Origin of the sequence: Archangium lipolyticum, from assembly GCF_024623785.1 — a bacterium.
In the GTDB taxonomy this organism is placed as follows: Bacteria; Myxococcota; Myxococcia; order Myxococcales; family Myxococcaceae; genus Archangium; species Archangium lipolyticum.
In genome coordinates, this window is record NZ_JANKBZ010000016.1 from 13,007 (window position 1) to 33,631 (window position 20,625).

Consider the following 20,625-nt stretch of genomic DNA (forward strand, 5'->3'; position numbering starts at 1 on the left):
CGTACGAGGAGTGGAGCGCTACAGGGCGATGAAGTGGAAGGTGGCGCCGAGGTGGCGGATCTCCGAGGCGGCGACGTCGGAGGGATCCATCAGCTCGACCATGTCCGCGCGGCTCAGGGACAGGAGGCGCTTCTGGTTGGCCTCGACGAGCCGGTTCTTGAAGGACTGCTCATCCAGCCCCTGGTCGCTCATGGCGCGCCACACGTGCGAGATGAAGACCCGATCGTCCCCGAAGCGGCCACTGCGCGCGGTACGGGCGGTGTGCAGCACGCGCTCGGCGAAGGCGGGGAGGCCGTCCTCGGTGGGGCGCGGGGCCGGAGCGGACGGAGCGGGGCTCGGGCGCGGAGTGGAGGGGGCGGGCTCGGAGGTGGGGAGGAGCCAGGATTGGAGGGCGGCCAGGCGGAGGCTCTCCGCGTCCATGCGCCGAGCGCCCACGCTCCTGGCGGCGAGCTGCTGCATGGCCTGGGCGGGTCCCACCTCGCGGGAGGACTGGAGCACCTTGCCGAGCAGGAAGGACTGCACGGCGGCCAGGGTGAAGGGCTTGTCCGTCTCCACGCCGAGCTGCTTCCAGCACAGCTCGTCCTGCACGTTCTTGAGGCTCCGGGTGCCGACGCCGTCGAGCCCCAGCTGCTTCTGCACGAGCACCGCGCGCAGACCGCTGGCGCCGCCGAGCTGCTTCAAATTGCCCGGGGTGGGAGGCAGTCCCAGTGCGCGCGCCGTCAGGTAGGTGAGCCGGAGCTGCTTCCAGGAGGGAGTCTTCGCGAGGCGCTCCACCCCGAGCGCCTGGAGGGCCCGGGCGCGTCCCTCGCGGGTGAGGGCCAGGCCCTTGCGCGCCGTCTGCTGCACGAGCCCACCGGCCTCGAGTGCCGCCAGCGTCTCGTCGAGACGGGTGCTCCACTCGCCACGGGTCCACCGGTGCTCGGCGAAGGGCTCGAGCGCGCGGGACACGGCACTGCGAGCGCCCTTGCCGTCGGCCCGCGACAGCATCCACACGAGCACCAGCTCGCCCAGGCGAGACACCTCATGCCCCTCCATCTTCAACCCTCCCTGTGCGGCGAAGACCCACTCATGGCGTCACGCCGTTGCGAGATGACTTCTAGAATAGTGTCGCGGATTTCCTCGAGACGCGCCACCACGTCGTTGGCGAGGAAGCGTAGCACCAGGTATCCGTGCCGTTGGAGGGCGAGGTCCTTGCGCCGGTCGCGCCGGTAGGCCTCCTCACCCTGGAAGTGGTAGTAGCCGTCGACCTCGATGGCCACGCGCAACCGCTGCGAGAGGAAGTCTACCTCCACCGGCCGGTTGTTGATGCGGAAGCCGGTGCGCTGGTTGTTCTCGAAGAGACCATGCGTGTCCGGCAGGGAGTCGAGCAGGTCGCGCAGGAAGCGCTCGGCGCTGCTGCGGGCCTTGTCCGCCGCCTCGGGCTCCCGGGTGGCGGCCTCCCGCGCGAGGGCCGCCTCTCCATAACGGGTGAGGAGCTCGTCCGGAACACCCTCGGCCGCCAGCCGGGCGAGCGGCCCGGAGAGCGTCTCCGGAGCCTGGACACCCAGCGCCTTCAGCTTGCGCTTCATGGCCTCGGGGGAAGGGGCCTCGAGCTCCAGCAGACCCTCGCGGACGAGGGCGAGCGCCTGGCTCTCACCGCTCCGCAGGTACGCGTCGACGGCGGGCCGATCCACCTGGAGGGCCACGACGAACGAGGGGATGGCGTCACAGAACCGGGCGGCGAGCCGGGCCGCGCGAGCCAGCCAGGAGGGGCCGGAGCCCCAGAGCAGGAGCGCCGGGGCCGTACCGGCCGGGACGAGCGCATGCAGTGCCACGAGGGCGCGGGTGGGCTCCTGCGCGAAGGCCTCGAGCACCGCGTCGAGAGGCTTCTGGGAATTGTGGGTAACTTGTGGTTGGAGCAGGCACCTGCACGCGGCGGAGAGATCTCCACCGGGGATGGAGGGGAAGAGCTCGTGGAGGAGGATGTCGCGCTCGTGCGCTGTCTTTCCCTCCAACCGCGAGCGCAACTCACCCGGGGGGAGACCGGCGGAGGTACCCAGGAAGTCGGCGGCGTCGGCCTCGAGGTTCCTGGAGCTGGCGAGTGCCTCCAACCACTCCCGGACGACCTCGGCCTCGTTCGCGGCGAGGGAGGTGCGGAAGGCCTGACGACGGGAATCGAGCCAGCGGCGCCAGAGCGACATGGCGCCGCCCGGCGGCCCGGCGAGCACGGTGAGGGTGGGGATGCCCTGCTCGCGCCGACGCTGATGCCGGTCCAGCTCGTGGAGGGCGAAGGAATCGCTCCGTGCATCGGATCTGGCGAGGGGCACGGACAAGAGCGTCCCCGAAGTCGCGGCACGGCATCAAGGGGGGCCACCCAGCCCCGGTGTCGGGCAGTGGGCATCCCACACGGACGAAGCATCGCTCCACTTCGGAGTCCATCGGACGGTTGAGGCAACATCCGGTCAGGGGGGCTTCATGCGACGCGCCATGCTCATAGCCGCGATGGGATTGATGGTTCTGGGAACAGGGTGCCCTGAGGTCTATGGAAAGGGCGGCAAGCTCGACCAGGCAATGGAGATGGACCTGAAGGCGATGCAGGAAGAGCGAAGGCGCGAGCTGAAGGGGCGGGAGCAGGAGCTGGATGACGAGGAGGAGGGGCACTGCCCCGAGGGCAAGGTGGAGGTTCGTGACTGCACCTCATTGCCCTGCAAAGTGGAGTGCCAGTGAAGTGGAGCACCCTCATCGGTGGCATTGTAGGGTTGGTGTTGCCCGTGCCGCTGATGTTGCTCATCGGCACTCTGCAGCGGGAGCAGCCGGTGGAGGAGCCTCGGGTAGGTGAGCAGGTGGTTCCGATCCTTCCTCCACACGAGCAGAAGGCGCTTCAGACCTTCGGGCGGGACTGTTGGAGACGTGAGGACTGCGAGCCGCCGCTCGGTTGTCTGTACTTCGCGGGTGAACGCAAGGGCTTCTGTGGTGGCAGCACGTGTCAGGTGGACTTCCAGTGTGGTGAAGATTGGATGTGCCAGACGGTGCGTACCCTGGGAGATGGGGGACTGATAAGGACGTGTGTTCCTCCTGGCGTGAGGGCGGAGGGAGAGGCCTGCGTGCAGACCCTGGGGATGGAAGAGCAGACCTGTGCGCGGGGACTTCGTTGCACGGAGGGGTGGTGTGGCCGCCCCTGCCAGCTGGACGAGCCCACGAGTTGCCCACGAGGCTTCTTCTGCCGGGAGGGACTGGACGGTCCTTCGTGCTTGCCCTCTTGTGACGGGATACGCTGCCCCGAGGGCCAGGAGTGCATCACCCTGGGTGAGGGCATCTCCGCCTGCGCGGAAGTTCGTGGGGAGAACTGCCAGAAGGTGCCCTGCCCCGAAGGTGACCTTTGTTCCGTGTGGCCACCTCGTTACAAGGATTCTCGACTGAAGCTGAAGATGGAGTGTACCCACCTCACCTGTGGTGAGGGCAGGTCCGCATGCCCTCCAGGCACTTCCTGTGTCCAGGGAGCTTGCCGGCGTATCTGAGCCCGCCTTGCTTTTTCTCTCGCGCGGCCGCCTCCGGGCGTCTACTCAACGGGTATCATTTCGTACCCCCCAAGGAGGCACCCACACCCATGGCCGCGCTCACCATCGGCTTCCTCATGGACCCGCTCGAGGGCGTTCGGGTGGATCACGACTCCACCTTCGCCCTCATGCTCGAGGCCCAGCGGCGCGGGCATCAGGTGCGCTACTTCGAGCAGCCCTGGCTCCGCTTTGGCGGCACCTCCGCCGAGGCGCGCATGCGCACCGTCACCGTGCGCCGCGAGCCCGGCAATCACTTCGACCTGCGCGACGAGGAGGTCCGCCCGCTCTCGAGCCTCGACGTGCTCTTCCTGCGCAAGGATCCGCCCGTCGACGCCGACTTCATCCAGGCCACCCAACTGGTGGAGCTGTGCAACGGCCGCGAGCCCGTCTTCCTCAACAACCCCACGGGCATCCGCGACGCCAACGAGAAGCTCTTCGGCTTGCGCTTCCCCGAGCTCATGCCCGAGACGCTCATCGCCCGTGACATGGTGTCGCTCGCCCGGTTCGTCGCGAACCATCCGCAGGGCACCATCCTCAAGCCCGTCGAGGGCTTCGGCGGCCAGGGCATCGTCTTCCTCCAACCTGGAGACCGGAACACCCGCTCGCTGCTGGAGGTGCTCACGCTCGGAGGCCGTAAGGCGATCGTCGCGCAGGCCTACCTGCCCGAGAGCCGCCAGGGTGACAAGCGCATCATCCTCGTGGACGGGGAGCCCTGTGGCGCGGTGCTGCGCGTCCCGGCCCAGGACGATCACCGTGGCAACATGGCCGCTGGTGGTACTCCGGTGAAGACGCAGCTCACCCCGCGTGAGCTGGAGATCTGCGCCCGGCTCAAGCCGGTGCTCCAGGCGCGCGGCCTGTACTTCGTGGGCATCGACGTGATTGGCGACTGGCTCACCGAGGTGAACGTCACCAGCCCCACCGGCATCGCGGAGATCGACAAGCTGGACAACACCAACGTCTCGGCGAAGATCATCGACGTCGCCGAGAGGCTCGCGGGAAGCAGGCGCTGAGCGCCGTTGGGGACGGCCCACCATGTGGATCGAGCGCCTGAAGATTCAGAACATCCGCAGCTTCGATTTGCAGCAATTGTCCTTCACTCACGACAATGGCGAGCCATACCGCTGGGTGACCCTGCTCGGTGAGAACGGTGGCGGTAAGAGCACGGTGCTCCAGGCACTTGGTCTCCTGATGGCTGGGCCGGAGGGAGCGCAGACATTGGTTCCCCGGCCAGTGGGATGGTTACGCGATGAGTCGAAACTGGGTTATCTGACCGTCCGCTTTCATCAAGGCTCCAAGGATCCGGGAAAGGCAAAGGGCTCATCAAAGGCGATCGGCTACACCTTGTTGGTGACAGGTACGGGCCGACTCTCTTGGAAGAACGAGGTCTACACCGAGCCCACCATCTTGGGGTGGCCGTCACGGTCGTTGTCGTGGCTGCGCGAGAACACCTTCTCTTCAAGAGGGCAGGGGTGGTTCTCTGCCGGTTACGGCGCTTTTCGCCGTCTGACTCGTTCCCATCAGGTCATCGTTCCATCGCTGGAGCCCCAAGCGCGCTACACGAATTTCCTCACCCAATTCAACGAGGACGAACCGCTGGCGACATTCGAGCGGTGGGTGCTCTACCTCGACTACGTCAGTGCCAGAGGAGGTCGGAACTCCAGTCAGGCTCGACGCCAACGCGACCTGGGCATCGACGCCATCAATCGCATGCTGCCGAGCGGTACCCGCTTCGACAGCGTGAACGAGCAGGGACGTATCCTCTTCGACGTGGGTGGCCGGAAGGTGCCCACCATCGCGATGAGCGATGGCTACCGGAGCATCCTAGCGCTCGCTGGTGATCTGATCTGGAGGCTCATCCAGGCATTTCCCAAGAGTACCAACCCCCTTCATGAGGAAGGGGTGGTGCTCATCGATGAGTTGGACATCCACCTGCACCCCCGCTGGCAGCGGTACATCGCTGGCTGGTTGCGCGAACAGTTCCCGAAGCTCCAGTTCTTCGTCGCGACGCACAGCCCCTTCGTGGCCGCTGGAGCCGGAAAGGACGCCCTCACCTTGCGACTGACGCTCGAAGAGGGTGTCACACGGGTGGAACAGGTGGAGACCCCCGCGGCCCTCAGTGTGGACGGCATCCTTCAAAGCGAGGCGTTCGGCCAGTTGTCGCCCTACTCGCCTCCAACCCAGGCCGCCATCGACAGGTATGACGCCCTGGCTCGCAAGAAGAAGCGCAGTCAGGCCGAGCAGAAGGAGTTCGCGCGGCTGCGTGCGTTCATGCAGCAGGCCAGACCTCTCGGGGGTCCACCCGAGCCGGGCTCGCTGGATGCGAGGCTGGAGGCCTACATCGACAAGGCGCTCCAGGGGAAAGGCCGGGGATGATCCAGGTGAGGCGTGGACGTGCGCCCGACATCCTGACTCGCCATCGGGCGCGGTGGTTGAAGGACCTCCAGAGGGCGCGTACGCCCGAGGAGCGTCAGCGCGTCCTGGACAGGTACCGGCACGAGGACGTGAAGGATGCGCTCGTCACGCTCTTCCATGGCAAATGCGCGTATTGCGAGAGCTCCATCCGGCACGTCGACTACGGGCACATCGAGCACTACCGACCGAAATCGAAGTACCCGAAGCAGGCCTTCACCTGGTCCAACCTCGTCCTGGCCTGCGGCGTGTGCAACGGCAGTGAGCACAAGGGTGACGCGTTCCCGCTCAAGGCCGAGGGGGGACCTCTCGTGAATCCCACGACCGAGGACCCGGAGCGGCATCTCTCCTTCGAGTACGACCCTGTGACGAGGCTCGCCAGCGTGCGGGGAAGGACGACGCGGGGGGATACCACGGAGAAGTGTTTCGGGCTCAATCGCCAGGATCTGCGCAGACACCGGTCGACCCGCGTCAAACAACTCTGGTTCATTGCCCAGCGTGCCACGATCGATCCCGACGCGCGGCGCCTGCTCGACGAGGCGGCCTCGGCATCCGAGGAGTACTCCGCGTTCGCGAACCTGCTCCGGGATGCTCTCTCGAAGGGAATACCGCTCTCTTCCGCCCCACTGACGAGCTGACCACTTCGAGCCCGTACTGCTAGCCGATCCAATCCAGGTTCCTTCTGTCAAGAAGAGAGCACCGCGTTCCCCGTTGGCCGGAGTGGGAAGCGGAGGAAGGACACCTGGAAGTATGAAGCTTTGGGCCGTGGTGTTGGCGTTGTGTGGACTGTCCGGAGTGTATGGCTGTGGTGGCGATGCGCCAGGGGCGCAGCCACCCCTGTCCTCGGAAACGAGTGATGCCGGAACCGGTGGGACGACCGGTGACGGAGGCAACCCCCAGGGTGATGGGGGCACTTCGGAGGACGATGCGGGCATGGCGGTGGGGAATGCCTTTCCCCTCTGCAACGCTGAGGGCTGGTGCTGGGAGAATCCCCGGCCGCAGGGCAACCACCTGAAAGCCGTCTGGGCCGCCAGTGCCAATGACGTGTGGATGGTGGGCGAGCGCGGCATCCTCCAGCGCTGGGACGGGACGGGCTGGACGTACTTCCCCTCGCTGACCACCGGCACGCTGAACTCGGTGTGGGGCAGCAGCCGGCGCGACGTGTGGGCCGTGGGCGAGGCCGGCGTCGTGCTGCACTGGGACGGTACCGGCTGGAAGACGGTGCAGAGCGGCACGAACAAGACGCTGTACGGCGTGTGGGCCAGTGGCCCGAGCGACGCGTGGGCCGTGGGCGAGGCGGGCACCCTGCTGCACTGGAACGGCTCGGCCTGGAATGTGGCCTCGGTGGGAACCACGTCCACCTTCCGCTCCGTCTGGGGCGCGAGCGCGGACGACGTGTGGGCCGTGGGTGGGGCCGCCTCGGGTGGCTGGGTGCACCACTGGAACGGGACGGAGTGGACGTCCGTCTCCATTCCCGTCACGGGCAGCACCCTCCACGACGTCTGGGGCAGCGCGTCCGGTCATGTCGTGGCGGTGGGCACGAGCGGAAAGGTGCTGCGCTGGAACGGGAGTGCGTGGTCGCTCGTCACCACACCCTACAGCGCGGAGCTCACCTCCGTCTGGACCAGTGGTCCCGACGACATCCGGGCCACCACCACGGGCGCCGTCATCCGCTATGACGGCTCGAGCTGGTCCGTGGCTTCGTTCCCGGTGCAGAAGGTGAACGCCGTGGGAGGCACGAGCGCGAAGGATCTCTGGATCGTCGGGGACAATGGCGACGTGCGCCACTTCGACGGACTGGGCTGGGCGCGCAGGTCCGAGGGCGAGAACAACCAGAACCTCCAGGGCCTGCTGGCCTTTGGAGCCGACGACATCTGGGCGGTGGGCGGCACCGACGCGGGCGTGCTGCACTACGACGGCGAGGCCTGGCGGACGGTATCGACGGGCAGTGACTACCGCTTCAAGGCGATGTGGGGCAGTGCTCCCAACGATGTCTGGGCGGCCGGGGAGATCATCTATCGATGGAATGGCACGACGTGGAGCTCCGCCGCCGCGCAATCGGGGCTGTGGCTGGGCGGTTACAACGACGTGTGGGGCAGCGGCCCGAGTGACGTGTGGACGGTGGGCACCAACAAGGTGGGACGGTGGAACGGCTCCACCTGGAAGGTGACCTCCACGACGGCCTCGACCCTGACGGGCCTGTGGGGCAGCGGACCCGACGACGTGTGGGTGACGGGCAGCGATGGCCTGCGCCGCTGGAATGGCACCGCGCTGACGACGGTGACGCTGCCGTCCACGGCCTGGCTCAACGACGTGTGGGGCAGTGGGCCCGGCGACGTGTGGGTGGTGGGCAGGGCGGGCAAGGCCTTCCACTGGAATGGCACGGCCTGGACGGATGTCTCCACACCGCTCGGCGTGGAGCTGTTCTCCGTCCGAGGCAACGGGGCGGGAGCGGTCTGGGCCAGCGGGGACAATGGCACCCTGCTGCGCTGGACGGGCAGCGGCTGGGCCACCGAGGACACGGGGGTGAATCGCCCGTTCCGGGGCGTGCTGCCATTGGGTGACCAGGGCCTGCTCGTCGTCGGCCCCGGTGGCACCATCCTGCGCAAGAGACCCTGAGCGGAGTACTTCGGGTACGGACCTCCGGGGCCACGTTGGCCTCGGAGGTGAGTCACAACTCCTCGCATCCGTGCGTCCCCCCGGCAGCGCTTTTCACGGCTGCAAGCTCAGGACGCCACCGATGCCCAACATCGTCACTCCGCAGATCAGTACATCCGCCGAACTCTGGTTCGATCCCTCCGGGGGAACGGAGCAGCCGACGCGGATCGACTTCTCCATGACGCAGACGGATGGGGTCACTGCCCCCTATCCGGGAGGTGGAACGATCACCCGTAGCCGCGAGGGCATCGACCTCTACCTGGACAGCGCCTGCACGCAGAAGCTCCAGTTCTCGGAGAACCAGGCGCGCCTCACCCCCGCCCAGCTCAGGACCCAGGACTTCGGCGGTGGCAGGACGGGCATCACCTGCTACATGAAAGGGATTGTCGCCAGCGGCATCGTCCCGATCCGTCTGACGCTGGTGTTGGATCTCCTGGAGACGTCGGAGCGGAAGCAGACCGACTTCACCACCGGCACCAAGAGCAACCGCATCAACGTCATCCAGAACGACGCGGGCGCCTCCAAGGACATCACCGTCAAGGCCGCCGCCGTGTTGACCCCCAAGGTCCTGATCGGCAACACCGAACCGTTCGACCCCCGGGTCTACCCCAGCGGCGCTCCCACCGCCGTCACCTTCACCTACGAGAGGACCGACAACGACTCCACCGCCGCCTACAACGGCACCGGCGAGCTCTCCCTCTCGCCGAAGGACGCCAGCATCCAGCTCTACACCGACGCCTCCTGCACCACGAAGCTGGTGGTGACCGACGGCAAGGCGGTGATTCCCTCCTCCAACCTGGCGCCGAATGCTCCCCTCCCCTTCTTCATGAAGGCGGCACCGGATGTCTCCCCCGCCACCGTCATCCTGACCCTGAGCCTCAAGCCCAACAGCGACCCCAAGCAGGTCGTACCGGCCGGAACGGCGGCCCGTCAGGTGTCGTTGGTTCCCGTCAATACCGTGACGCCCCGGGTGGTGCTCGGCCTTCCCCGGGAGCATGACGGCGCCCTCTGGTTCCCTTCGCTCGTTGGCACCTCGCCCAGGGTGCTGCTGTCGATCGATCAGACCCCCGGCAAGGTCCTCCCCTACAAGGGCGCCGCGGTGCTTCAGCGCGGCTCTCCCAGTCTCCAGTTGTTCTGGAACGAGGACCGGACCCGGCCAGTCGCCTTCTTCGACAACCAGGCCGTCATCCCCAATGCCTTGCTCACCGCGGGCAAACCCCTCGAGCTCTACCTCGCGGGCACGGCCCCCGGTGATGTGACGCTCGGCCTGTCCCTCCATGACGCCAAGGACAGGGCGTTCGCGCTGGCCCCTCCCGCCTCGGTCACGGTCCCCATCAAGGCGGCCAACTTCATTGGCAGGACGCTCGCCGCTCAGGGGACGGTGGCGCCGGGTCGGCTCACTCCCGTCAAGGTCGCCATCACCCAGAGCAATGCGTCCGCGCCCTACGGCCAGGATGGCACGCTGGTGCGTGGCGATGTCCGACTCCTCGTCTATGCCGCCCTCGACGGGACTGGAAAGGGCAAGGATCCGCTCTTCGCGGACAAGAAGCTGGAGGCTCCGATCTCCAATACCGACCTGAAGGCGGGCAAGACCTTCTACCTGACCTGGGACGGTGCGTTGGACAAGGAGGCTTCCCTCGCCCTCGAGCTGCCGGCGCCGAACAAGCCCTACCTCATCATCCAGCCCTCCAGTCAGCTCGAGCCCGAGACGGCCACCAGCGCGGTGCCGGTCTTCGTCGAGGCCTCCAACACCGTGACGCCGGTCATCGACACCGAGTACGACCTGGTGTTGCTCGACACCTCCTCCGAGGCGAAGAACAGGACCACTCCGGTGCGGGCGCGCTTCTACGTCACACAGAGCGCGCCAACCACTCCGTACACCTGCGACGGCGAGTTGAAGCGGGACAATGGCAACGTCCGGGTCTACCTCGACGAGGCCTGTACCCTCGAGCTCAACTTCCGCGACGACAAGGCCCTCATCCCCAATGCGGCGCTCATCGACCCGGCCCGTGTCTACTACCTGCGAGGCGTTGCCTCCGGAAAGAGCACGCTGACCCTGAAGGCCAAGGCGCCGGAGCCGTCTGTCTCCACTCCGGCCATCACGGTGGCCAGCGAGGCGAAGAGGGAGCTCGCCGTCATTCCCCTGAAGCTGACGGTCTACCGCGACGACGGCGGCACCTCGCCCATCACCGAGGTGGCCATGTCCCCCCGGGCCATGCGCCAGGAAGGCCGCTCCCTCCACGTCCAGAACGTCCAGAAGCAGTACGGCCGCGCCAGGTTGGTGCTCAAGAAGGTCGACACCAGCACCTGGCCGGCGGCGGCGGCCTCGTATCAGGTGCTCGTGAGCGTCGTCTCCACCCAGGATCGGCTGACCCTCCACGATAGCGAGGCCGGCACCACCGTGGCCGCGGACAAGGATCGCCCGCTCGCCCTCGGCAAGACCGACGTGGGCGCCAGTGACAAGTCCTACTGGGCCGAGGGCAAGGCGGTGAGCGCCGACCTGTGCGACGTCCGCGTCGAGCTCGGTCTGCGCCGCGACGACCGTGTCGGCGAGAGCTGGCAGGACCGCCAGCCTTCACTGCGCAATGGCGACTGGGCGGCGATGACCGTGGTCAAGATCGTCCGGGTCACCCCCGATGTCGATGGTTGGACGCAGTACGTGAACCAGCCGCCGGATCGCTCCCTGCTCGCCAACGACAACGGCAATCCCTCGAAGAATGGCCGCAACGTCCTGGTCACCGCCGAGGTCGAACCGGCCAAGGCGGGCATCGATGTCGACTTCATGCTGTGGGGGTTCAATGGCAATGGCAACGCCGCCGTCGGGACCCCCCGGGTGCCCAACGTCCCAGACGAGCTCAAGGCCGCTGACAAGCACGTGACCGCGGCGACCGGCTCCGATGGCAAGGCCAGCGCCCGGATCAAGCTCTCCCGCTACGGCGGTGACAGGTTCTACGCCGTGGCCTTCCTCGCCGATGACGCCCGCAAGGGCGAGACCGAGCTCGGGGCGAAGGGAGACACCGCGCCGGCCACCACCCGATCCAAGCCGCTCGAGGTCTGGCAGAAGATCTTCTATACGCTCGCGGTGATGCGGCGTCATGCCGGGGGTGACTACACCAACCGCGCCAACGAGCCGACCTTCATCAACAAATACGCCGGCTCCTTCCTCGAGATGGAGCGCAAGGGCAATGTCCTGATCGTTCCCCATACGGGAGTGATCACCAAGGCGAATGCCACGGGCGCGTGGTGGACCGGCAACGGGCTGCCCGCTTCGACCGAGCGGACGTTCGACCTCGTGCTCATGGATACCATCGCCTCCGGTGCCCCCACCCCCAAGCGGATCGAGATCACCGCTCCCACGTTGGTGATGGTGTCGAAGGTGCTCAATGACCCCTACGACCTCTCCGCCAAGGCCAACTGGCTCGTCGCGGGAAGTGGGAAGGTGTTGGCGCTGGACAACAGTGTGATCAACGCCATCCCGGATGACCGCGTCTCCCTCACCTACGAGGGCGAAGCCAGCTTCAAGCTGAAGATCAACATCTTCGACCTGCTGGGAGGGCGCGCGCTCGACCAGGTGAAGGTCCAGGTGACCTTGAGGAAACAGACCATCGTCTCGGGCTTCTCCTCGGGGAGCAAGACCTTCGTGGGCATCCGCAACCGGGAGCAGAAGGCGGCCACCCTCGCCGGCTACGACGCGACCGCGTCCGCCAACCACACCATGTGGCACGAGACCGGCCATTACCTCGGCCTCACCGCGAACAAGGTGCCGAACCAGGGACAGAACGGCAACGTCCATTGGTATCTCGGTCGCAACAACCAGACCCGCTACAACTCGAGGAACCCGCCGCCGCCGGACAAGGTGAGCGAGGTCGCTCCTCCCTACGGCGCCCAGATCGGCACGGGCAATCATTGCAGGTCCGCGGTCGAGAACTTCGCCGCGGCCCAGCTGGACACCGGCCAGCTCGTCGATGTGGGAGTCTCGCCCTCGTGCATCATGTACCACTCACTCTCGACGCCCATCACGGTGAACTACTGCCCCAACTGCGGCCAGGCCCTGCGGGCGAGGGATCTCTCCGTCCCCAAGGTGGTGGGAGACACCGACTTCTAGGCCCCTTCCGAAGAGATTCCCTCGACTGAGCGGAGCAAGACATGAGCAACGATTTCCGCATCCCCGCGACCCTCTGGTACGACCCGCAGCCCTCCTCCCCGAAGTTCTCCCAGGCCTTCGCCAACCTGGCCTTCACGCTCCAGCCCGGGCAGAGCGCCAGTGGTCCGAGCATCGCCCTGCTCGGTGTGTATGAGCTGGGCTGGCCCTACACCGAGCTCTACGGCGGGCAGATCCCCAAGCCCATCACCGTGGTGGCGATCCACGCCACCAGCGGTCAGGTCTTCCTGTCGGATCTCAATCCCGCCATCGAGGACGAGGAGGAGGACGCCATCCTCCCGTTGATGAGCGACGAGGATGCCGCTGGCCCCGGGCCCGCCCGCAATGCCTTGCGCGAGAGTGGCTACTTCAACGTCGACCTCTGCGCCCTGCTCAACCTTCCGCCGGATCAGGCCTACTACCAGGTCTTCCTCTGGTTGGATGATCTGGTGACGCCCATCCAGACGGTCCAGGTGCCGGCCAATCCCGCGCGCAAGGGAACCGGGCAGTCGCCCTATGAGGTGAAGAACGGCGATCTCCTCGCCTTCGGCGCCTCGCCCAAGTCACCCAAGGCCGTGGCCGGGGTGATTCGCACCGACCTCGACTTCCAGGCGGGCAAGTCCTATCGCGTCCAGGGCACGCTGCCGCCGGGAGCCCTGGACACCCCGCCGACGGGGGGAGCTTCTGGAAGCCCGGTGCTCACGGTGCTGGCCTTCGACCGGCAGAGCCGTCTGTATGCCTGGAACGCCAGCACGGCCGCCTACGGCAAGATGAAGAGCAGCGCGGCGCCGTACTTCAACTTCGACCCCTTCCGCCTCATCAGCCAGCCCAAATCGCCCGAGAACGTCTACGTCGTCACCGTGCTCGGCAACGTCCGCAACGAGGTGCTGGTCATCTTCACCGACTACCAGCGCGCTCCCTGACGTCTGGAGCCGCGCCCGCGCTCAGCTCCCCTCGCCCGTGATGGCGAGGGAGATGCTGCAACCGGTGCTCTCGCCATTCGTGATGTCCGTGGTGCTCAGCGTCGCGGACAGCACGCGGCGGCCCTCGCGCAGTGACACCGAGCCCGTCGCGCTCACGTCCAGCACCCTCGGCTGCCCGTCCGACTGGCTGGCGGCTCGTACCACCGAGGAGTTGAGCTGGAACGAGCCGAGCAGCTCGGAGTCCTCCCCCGGTCCGCGCGCATAGACATCGCCCGTCAGTTGCACCTCGAGGTTCGAGGACGGATCGATGACGTCGAGGGTGGCCTTCCGTCCGTTGTCGCTCTGCAGCAGCTGCACGGTGGGAGCGAGCAGGTAGGGACTGAAGGGACACTGCCCCACGGGTGTGGCGTTCTGGACGGCGTATACCCCGGAGATGTCCGGGCAGCCCTCGGTGCAAGGCTCCAGCTGGTTGCCACAACCACTGGAGGCCAGCGCCAGGAGCACGGCGGGAAGGGAGAGGTGGCGGACCATGGCCGGGCAAGCTGTGCATCACTCCGGGTGAAGCCACCCCCGGCCACGGGGAGGGCTCGCGGGCTGTACACGGCCGGATAGAGTGAGGGCCTTGTGCCCGACAGTTCCGAGGACTCCGTGATGCCCGCGCCGGACGAGACGCTCGACTCCATCGGCACCGCGGGCGTGCGGGTGTTGCAGCGCCGGAGCGGCTACCGCTTCACGTTGGACGCGGTGCTGCTCGCGGCCTTCGCGGCCACCGAGGGCGCGGACGCGGGAGGCCCGTTGTTGGAGCTCGGCGCGGGCAGTGGCGTGGTGTCCTTCCTGCTGGCGTGCCAGTTCGGCCTGGGGCCGGTGGACGCGCTGGAGCTGCAGCCCGAGGTACACGCGCGGCTGGTGCGTGCCGTGGCCCTCAATGCCTGCGAGGGGCGGGTGCGGCCCGTGCTCGGGGATCTGCGCGAGGCGCGCTCGCTGTTTCAACCCGGGGCCTACGCGCACGTGGTGTCCAACCCTCCGTTCCGCCCGGCGCACGCGGGAGTGCGCAGCCCGGACGAGGAGCGTGCCGTGTCCAAGCAGGAGCTGGCGTGTGACGCGCCCTCGGTGGTGGCGGCGGCCCGGCACGCGCTGGCACCGGGGGGACGGGTGAGCCTCGTGTACCCGGCGGCGCGCGTGGCGGAGGTGCTCGCGCTGCTCGTGGCGGCGAAGCTGTACCCGGTGGCCCTGCGCTTCGTGCACGCGCGCGTGGAGGCTCCGGCGACGCGCTTCCTCGTGCACGCGGTGCGAGACAGGCAGCGGGGGCTCGCGGTGCGCCCGCCGCTCATCGCCCACGGTGAGGGCCCCGGGGGCTACTCGCCCGAGGTGGCCTCGCTGATGGAGCCACCCCGGGCCGAGCGGGACTGAGAGGGATTACCGGGGCGGGTACAGGTACTGGAGGATGTCCCCGAAGCGCGCGGCCCAGGCCGCCTCGTTGTGCGTGCCGCCCTCCACCACGGTGTACTTCAGGTCGGAGTCGAGCACCCACCCCTGGGCCACCAGCGCGTCACGCAGCTCCGCGGCGTCCTCGACCGTCTCCGTCTCCGCCTGGGTGCTGTCGCCCTCGGCGGTGCCGATGTCCTCCCAGATGCGCAGCGACAGATGGCCGCGCAGCTCCTTCACCCGGGCGATGATGTCCTTGTTGGCCCACCACACCGAGGGCGAGACGACGCCCAGCCGGGAGAACGTGTCCGGGTACTTCATGCCCAGGTACAGGGACACGAGGCCCCCCAGCGACGAGCCCGCGAGGCCCGTGTGCCGCCCTTCGGGCAGTGTGCGGTACGTCTTGTCGATGAACGGCTTGAGCTCCTCGACGAGGAAGCCGCCATACGCATCCGCCTTGCCGCCGTTGGGGTACTTGGGCGGGCTGGGCACGTGCGTGTACTCGGCGATGCGGTCATTCCCCGCGTTGTAGATGCCCACGATGATGAGGGGCTCCACCTTGCCTTCCATGACGAGCTTCTGAGCCGTCTCGTCCACGCCCCACTCCACCTTGTACGCCGCCGTGGTGGCGTCCATCAGGTTCTGCCCGTCATGCATGTACAGCACCGGGTAGCGCGTCGTGTTGTTCTGGTCCTCGTAGCCCGGCGGCAGCCAGACGATGATGTCGCGCGGCTTGAGCGTGGTGTCCTTCGGCGTGACGGAGCGGTGGTACTTGATGATGCCGGTGAGCACCTGCGGCGGCGGCACGCTGCCGAAGTCCGCCCACGAGCCCACCGTGATGGAGACGCGCTCGAAGCCTCCTCCCGTCTTGAAGAGGTGGTCGCCCACCTCCTGGCCCTCGGCGCTCTTCTCCACCGTCTCCCACGAGCCGCGCGTCGCCTTGAAGGCGAGCGACTTGCCCGCCGGGAAGGAGAGCGAGGTGGCGTAGCTGTTGTTCACCGCCTTGTAGAGCTTCACGCCCGCGCCGTTCCAGTTGCCCAGCTCGGGCTGGTTGCCGGACAGCCAGATCTCCGCGTCCGGCGGGGTGATCTCCGGGACCGCGACGATGAAGACGGTCAGCGGCCCGGTGTGGCCACCCTCCGGACCCCAGCGCTCCACCTCGAAGTCCACCATCTCCTCGTTCTCGTGGACCTGGACGGTCCGGGCGGGCACCGGCGCCCCCGCCGAGTCGAGCGCCACCTGCGCGGTCGGCGAGGTCATCTGGAGGGTGTAGGTGAGCTCCTTGTTCTTGGGCAGCCTCGCCTTCACGGAGAAGGTGTTGCCACCCTGGAAGGTGAGCTCCAGGCCTTGTCCGGAGGGACCTTTGAACGACGGATCCTCACCCTTGAGCAGCAGGGTGGCGTCGACGGGCGTCTCGGTGGGCACCGTCACGTTGAACTGGACGTCGGTGTAGTTCTGCTCGGTGGGGGTGGGGTCGGGCTTGGGCTCGCAGCCGGCCAGGGCCGTCAGCGCGACCAGCAGGAGGAACGTGAACCGCGAGGGATGTGTGTGCGTCATGTTCGTGCGTGTGGCTGGGGGGTGGGGGGAAATCATCGCGTTTCCAGTGCGCGGCGCAGCACATGGAACACGCTCTGCTTGTTGCCGAACTCGGCGATGACCTGCTTCACGGGCTGGAAGCCCAGGCGCGTCCAGAAGCGCTGGCCCGCCGCGTTGTGCTCCGACACCGCCAGGCGCAGGTACGCGGCCTCCCGCAGTCGCAGCCACTGTGTCAGCGCGTTCATCAATCCCGCTCCCAGGCCATGATTGCGATGGCCGGGGTCCAGCACCAGCAACCCCAGGTACCACTCGCGCGGCTCCGGGTAGTCGCGGATGACGTCGATGCCTCCCACCAACCGGCCCGCGCCATCGAAGACGCCCATGCCGAACTTGTCCGCGAGCGTCTTGCCCGGAGGCAGGTCCGACAGCAGGTCGGGGATCAGCTGAGAGGGATCGGGCGGCGAGCCGTAGTGCAACTCGATGTGATCCAGGCAGCGCTCTCCCAGCTCGCGGAGCATCGGCGCGTCCTCCTCCGAGAGCCGCCGCACCCGGTACTCCCCGATCTCGAACAGGATCTCTCCCCTGGGAGCTGTCATTGAGGGCAACCCTAGCAGGTGGCGCGACCCTCAGCCCACCCGGGCCCGGGGCCGGCGCACCTTCACCGCGCCGCAGGCCCTGGCATGGCGCGTCAGGGCCTCGTCGAGCGCCGTGTCGTCCAGCTTCACGCCCTTTTCTCTCCACAACTTCTCCACACGCAGGACGCCGTCCTGCACGCGTGCCTCGAGCCGCCCCACCAGCTGGCCGCGGTGCAGGAGGGGGCACACGTACCAGCCCCAGAGGCGCTGCTCCTCGGGCTTGTAGACCTCCCAGACGTACTCGAAGCCGAAGAGGTGCTTCACCAGGGCGCGGTCCCACAGCAGTGGATCCAACGGGCCGAGGATTCGCATCCGATCGTCCGGCGGAGTCACGGGCCGCGAGCGGAAGCCCCGGGGAGCGAGGTAGCGGCGGGGCGAGCCCGGCAGGACGATCTCCTCCAGCACGCCCTCGCGCACGAGCGTGTCGGGCAGCGGCGAGGTGCGCACGGAGGACAGGGTGGACCAGTGGGGCCCGGACACCCGGGAGAGAAGGCCCGCGGCCTCGACGCGCTCCCCGAGGGCCCAGCGCGAGAAGCCCTCGTCGCCGGTGTAGCCGACGGAGGCCCGTGCCACGTCCGGCAGGGCGCGGTGCGGCACGTCATAGCGCTTGCCCCCGGGGCCCCGGCCGCACACGACGATCTGACAGCGCGTCCACAGCACCTCGAGTGCCATGGAGCTGGCCTTTCCAGTGCCCTTCCATCCGCTCCAATCCAGAGGCTGCACCGCGCCGTGGTCGGTCAGCTCCGCAGCGGTGAGGGGACCATGGGCCTCGAGCTCCTCCAGCACGGCGCCGAGCACCTTCGCGGGGAGACGCTCCAGGCGGGTGGCGATGTGCCACCAGGGCGTTTCGAGGGAGCGCTCGCGGTAGTGGGGGAAGGCACTGGCGGGGAGGATGCAGCGCTCCTTGGCCCAGTGCTCGAAGGCGTGGCCCGGGTAGAGGTGGCGGTACACATCGCCCTTGGAGATGCCGTCCACGCGCGCGAGTGCGACCAGGTCCGCGTTGGTGCCGATGACGTCCAGCGGATCCAACTGGATGTGACGCAGGTGCCGCAGCAGGGCGCGAACGCCCTCGGCACCCTGGGGGTACGCGGGTGTGGCGAGCCCCAGGTGGCTGACGAGGAAGGCCCGTGCCTCGTCCGGGGGTAGTGTCACGGGAAGGGGGGAGGTTGGCTTGGGCATCGAGAGGTGGGTGCGATTCTACCTGCCGAGCTTCGCGAGATCACACGCTTCGGAGATCTGCTTCGACTGGGGGAAGACTCCACGGGCGCTCTCCGCGGTACGCGCCGCCTCGTCCGTCTTGTCCTGTTCGCCGAGCGCCTCGATGAGGCCCGCCCATGACTCTTCCAGCATCTCCAACGCCCTCGTCGAAGCCTCACGGTAGAGAGCCTCGGCGTCTCGAGGTGAGTCACGCACGACGCTCATGAAGCGAGCCAGTCCGATGAGCGCCGCGGGTTCCCGGCCCGAGGCATCGACGGCGTCGTGGAGCATCCGCTCGACCTCGTCGAAGAAGGCTTCTGGTGGGCCGGCGTCTTCCTGACCCCAGAGCTCGGCCCTGCTTGAGAGCAGGAGCGCGGGGACGAAAGCCGGGCAGTGTGTCCGGATGGTCTCGAGGAGTTGCAACTGCCGGGGACTTCCCAACTCCAGACTCCTGGCCTCGGAGAGCATCTGCTGCAATTCGCGCGGGCTCGGGTGCATGATCTCCTCAGATCTTCTGAAGAAGCCGCGAACTGTCCTTCGCGACATCCTTCAAGAGCTTCAACGCGGTCTGGAGCTCTTTCTTCGATGCAATGCTGAAGTCACCACTGTCGTACATCTTCTGGATCTGAAAGCGAGTGAAGTCCTTGAGTTTTGCTGGAAAGCTCGGGACTCGCTGCAGCCGAGCTGGAATCTCTCCCAGCTTCATCGAGAGATCCGCGATCTGCCTTCGCAGAGCAACTGCGGTCGACTGCTCTATCAGCCTCGCTGAGGCGGACTCGGAAATGAGCGCCTCGGCCTCCGCGAACTGACCTTCGGAGATGAGGTGGGTGATTCGTGCTTCCGTGGTGCTGCGTCCAAAGCCTCCCCCTCCGCCCTGGTCAAGAGAATGTGCGCAGGAGGGAAGAACGCCCACCAGCAGGATCGCCATCACGAACGCAACTGTACGGAGAGGCAGGGCCATGTCGCGGCTCCAGTGGATTCGAGTGGATATGACGCAGGTGTCGCAACAGGGAGAGCGCCCTGGGAGACGCCAATGTCACGGGAGAGGGGTCGTTGCCGTCCTGAGATGAGGGGCTCGCATTTTCGGGGGGATACGCCATGTGTCATCTGGTTCGTCTGTCTTTGGGGCTGGTGCTGGTCGCGTGCGCGATGGTGCTCGCGACCGATGAGGAGTACGGCTACTTCGCTCCAACGCCCTGAGCCAGGGCTGTCTGTTTTCAGGGCCCGGAGCGGCGCAGTGATTCCACGATGAAGGACTTGAGCGCCCTCGCCGCCGCCGTGAGGTACTCCTCGCCCCGGTGCACCAGCACCACCTGACGCCTCGGGCCTCCCTTCGTCACCTCCACCACGTCGAAGCCCCGGGTCTCGTGCTCCCGCGCCATCAGCGCCGGCAACAGCGCCACCCCCAATCCCTGCTCCACCATCCGCCGCAAGCCCTCGGCGTTGTCCACCTCCACCGCCACCCGGGGTTTCACCCCTCGCGCCTCGCACGCCGCCTCCAGCGCGTGCGTGCCCGCCATCCCCGGAATCACCACCAGCGGCTCCTCCACCGCCTCCGTCAGCGCCACCGGCCTCTTCAGCCTCGCCAGCCGGTGCCCCCTCGGCACCATCAACACCAGCTCCTCCTCCCATAGCTTTTGCGCCACCAGATCCACCCGCCTCAACGGCAGGCTCATGATGCACAGGTCCAACTCGCCGCTCGCGATGCCCCGCTCCAGTGCGTCGTGCATCCCCTCGCTCAGCCTCGGGAGCACTTCTGGATAGCGGCTCTTGAACTCCCGCACCAGCTCCGGCAGCAGGTACATCCCCACCGTTCGCAGCGCTCCCAGCGCCACCGTGCCCCTCGGCGTCGTCGTGAGCTCCCCCAGCTCCGCCGTCCCCGCCGCCAGCGCGTCCAGCGCCCGCCTCGCGTGCGGCAGGAAGCGCTCCCCCGCGTCCGTCAGCACCGCTCCGCCCGGTGTCCGCACGAGCAGCCGCACCCCCAGCTCCTTCTCCAGCGCCTGCAGCTGTCTCGACAGCCCCGGCTGGGACATCCCCAACTGCCTCGCCGCCACCGTGAGGCGGCCCTCCCGCGCCACCTGCGCGAAGGCCTTCAACTGCTCCGTGTTCATGCGCTCTCCGCATGCACTCTATGCGCGGGATGCGCTTTCCGCATGCCCCCGGTT

The 20,625-nt window shown here is 67.5% G+C and carries 17 protein-coding genes; 8 read left to right on the forward strand and 9 right to left on the reverse strand.

The features are described 5' to 3' along the window. Positions 1 to 18 precede the first annotated feature (18 nt). A complete protein-coding gene (locus NR810_RS29640; protein ID WP_257457646.1) occupies positions 19 to 1,020 on the reverse strand; it encodes a hypothetical protein in 1,002 nt (333 codons plus the stop codon). Positions 1,021 to 1,037: 17 nt separating this feature from the next. After that, positions 1,038 to 2,306 carry an endonuclease domain-containing protein gene (locus tag NR810_RS29645; protein ID WP_257457909.1) on the reverse strand — a complete coding sequence of 423 codons (1,269 nt, stop codon included), beginning with the start codon at positions 2,304 to 2,306 and terminating at the stop codon, positions 1,038 to 1,040. A 148-nt stretch (positions 2,307 to 2,454) separates the two neighbouring features. Here NR810_RS29645 and NR810_RS29650 point away from each other — a divergent pair, with 148 nt between their 5' ends. From NR810_RS29650 to NR810_RS29680, 7 genes are all read left to right on the forward strand, one after another. After that, positions 2,455 to 2,706, forward strand: coding sequence for a hypothetical protein (locus NR810_RS29650; protein ID WP_257457647.1), 252 nt, complete (start codon positions 2,455 to 2,457; stop codon positions 2,704 to 2,706). An 880-nt stretch (positions 2,707 to 3,586) separates the two neighbouring features. Then, positions 3,587 to 4,546 carry a glutathione synthase gene (gene gshB, locus NR810_RS29655; protein WP_257457648.1) on the forward strand — a complete coding sequence of 320 codons (960 nt, stop codon included), beginning with the start codon at positions 3,587 to 3,589 and terminating at the stop codon, positions 4,544 to 4,546. A gap of 22 nt (positions 4,547 to 4,568) precedes the next feature. Beyond that, positions 4,569 to 5,909, forward strand: coding sequence for an AAA family ATPase (locus NR810_RS29660; protein ID WP_257457649.1), 1,341 nt, complete (start codon positions 4,569 to 4,571; stop codon positions 5,907 to 5,909). Beyond that, positions 5,906 to 6,583: a retron system putative HNH endonuclease gene (locus NR810_RS29665; RefSeq protein ID WP_257457651.1), complete on the forward strand. Its 678-nt coding sequence runs from the start codon at positions 5,906 to 5,908 to the stop codon at positions 6,581 to 6,583. The genes NR810_RS29660 and NR810_RS29665 overlap by 4 nt, the downstream gene beginning before the upstream one ends. A gap of 112 nt (positions 6,584 to 6,695) precedes the next feature. Beyond that, on the forward strand, positions 6,696 to 8,564 hold the full coding sequence (locus tag NR810_RS29670) for a beta propeller repeat protein (RefSeq protein ID WP_257457652.1): 1,869 nt from the start codon (positions 6,696 to 6,698) through the stop codon (positions 8,562 to 8,564). A 121-nt stretch (positions 8,565 to 8,685) separates the two neighbouring features. Continuing rightward, a complete protein-coding gene (locus NR810_RS29675) occupies positions 8,686 to 12,708 on the forward strand; it encodes a hypothetical protein (RefSeq protein ID WP_257457653.1) in 4,023 nt (1,340 codons plus the stop codon). A 41-nt stretch (positions 12,709 to 12,749) separates the two neighbouring features. Continuing rightward, on the forward strand, positions 12,750 to 13,667 hold the full coding sequence (locus tag NR810_RS29680; RefSeq protein WP_257457654.1) for a hypothetical protein: 918 nt from the start codon (positions 12,750 to 12,752) through the stop codon (positions 13,665 to 13,667). 21 nt (positions 13,668 to 13,688) lie between these two features. Here the strand turns inward: NR810_RS29680 and NR810_RS29685 are convergent, their stop codons facing one another. After that, positions 13,689 to 14,198: a hypothetical protein gene (locus tag NR810_RS29685; protein ID WP_257457655.1), complete on the reverse strand. Its 510-nt coding sequence runs from the start codon at positions 14,196 to 14,198 to the stop codon at positions 13,689 to 13,691. A 120-nt stretch (positions 14,199 to 14,318) separates the two neighbouring features. Here NR810_RS29685 and NR810_RS29690 point away from each other — a divergent pair, with 120 nt between their 5' ends. Beyond that, a complete protein-coding gene (locus NR810_RS29690) occupies positions 14,319 to 15,077 on the forward strand; it encodes a tRNA1(Val) (adenine(37)-N6)-methyltransferase (protein WP_257457910.1) in 759 nt (252 codons plus the stop codon). 6 nt (positions 15,078 to 15,083) lie between these two features. On the opposite strand, the gene NR810_RS29695 is transcribed toward NR810_RS29690, so the two are convergent. The 6 genes from NR810_RS29695 to NR810_RS29720 all read right to left on the reverse strand — a co-directional run bounded on the left by NR810_RS29695 (position 15,084) and on the right by NR810_RS29720 (position 20,571). After that, the gene (locus tag NR810_RS29695; RefSeq protein WP_257457656.1) at positions 15,084 to 16,649 is read right to left on the reverse strand and encodes an alpha/beta hydrolase-fold protein; all 1,566 of its coding nucleotides are present in this window, start codon (positions 16,647 to 16,649) and stop codon (positions 15,084 to 15,086) included. Between the two features lie 32 nt (positions 16,650 to 16,681). Beyond that, positions 16,682 to 17,224: a GNAT family N-acetyltransferase gene (locus NR810_RS29700; protein ID WP_257457657.1), complete on the reverse strand. Its 543-nt coding sequence runs from the start codon at positions 17,222 to 17,224 to the stop codon at positions 16,682 to 16,684. A 30-nt stretch (positions 17,225 to 17,254) separates the two neighbouring features. Further along, entirely contained in the window at positions 17,255 to 18,442 is a 1,188-nt protein-coding gene (locus NR810_RS29705) for a winged helix-turn-helix domain-containing protein (protein WP_257457660.1), read from the reverse strand. An 18-nt stretch (positions 18,443 to 18,460) separates the two neighbouring features. Next, positions 18,461 to 18,958 (reverse strand): hypothetical protein, encoded by a 498-nt coding sequence (locus NR810_RS29710; RefSeq protein ID WP_257457661.1) that lies wholly within the window; start codon positions 18,956 to 18,958, stop codon positions 18,461 to 18,463. Positions 18,959 to 18,965: 7 nt separating this feature from the next. After that, the gene (locus NR810_RS29715) at positions 18,966 to 19,421 is read right to left on the reverse strand and encodes a hypothetical protein (protein WP_257457662.1); all 456 of its coding nucleotides are present in this window, start codon (positions 19,419 to 19,421) and stop codon (positions 18,966 to 18,968) included. A gap of 256 nt (positions 19,422 to 19,677) precedes the next feature. Then, positions 19,678 to 20,571 (reverse strand): LysR family transcriptional regulator, encoded by an 894-nt coding sequence (locus NR810_RS29720; RefSeq protein WP_257457664.1) that lies wholly within the window; start codon positions 20,569 to 20,571, stop codon positions 19,678 to 19,680. Positions 20,572 to 20,625 lie beyond the last annotated feature (54 nt).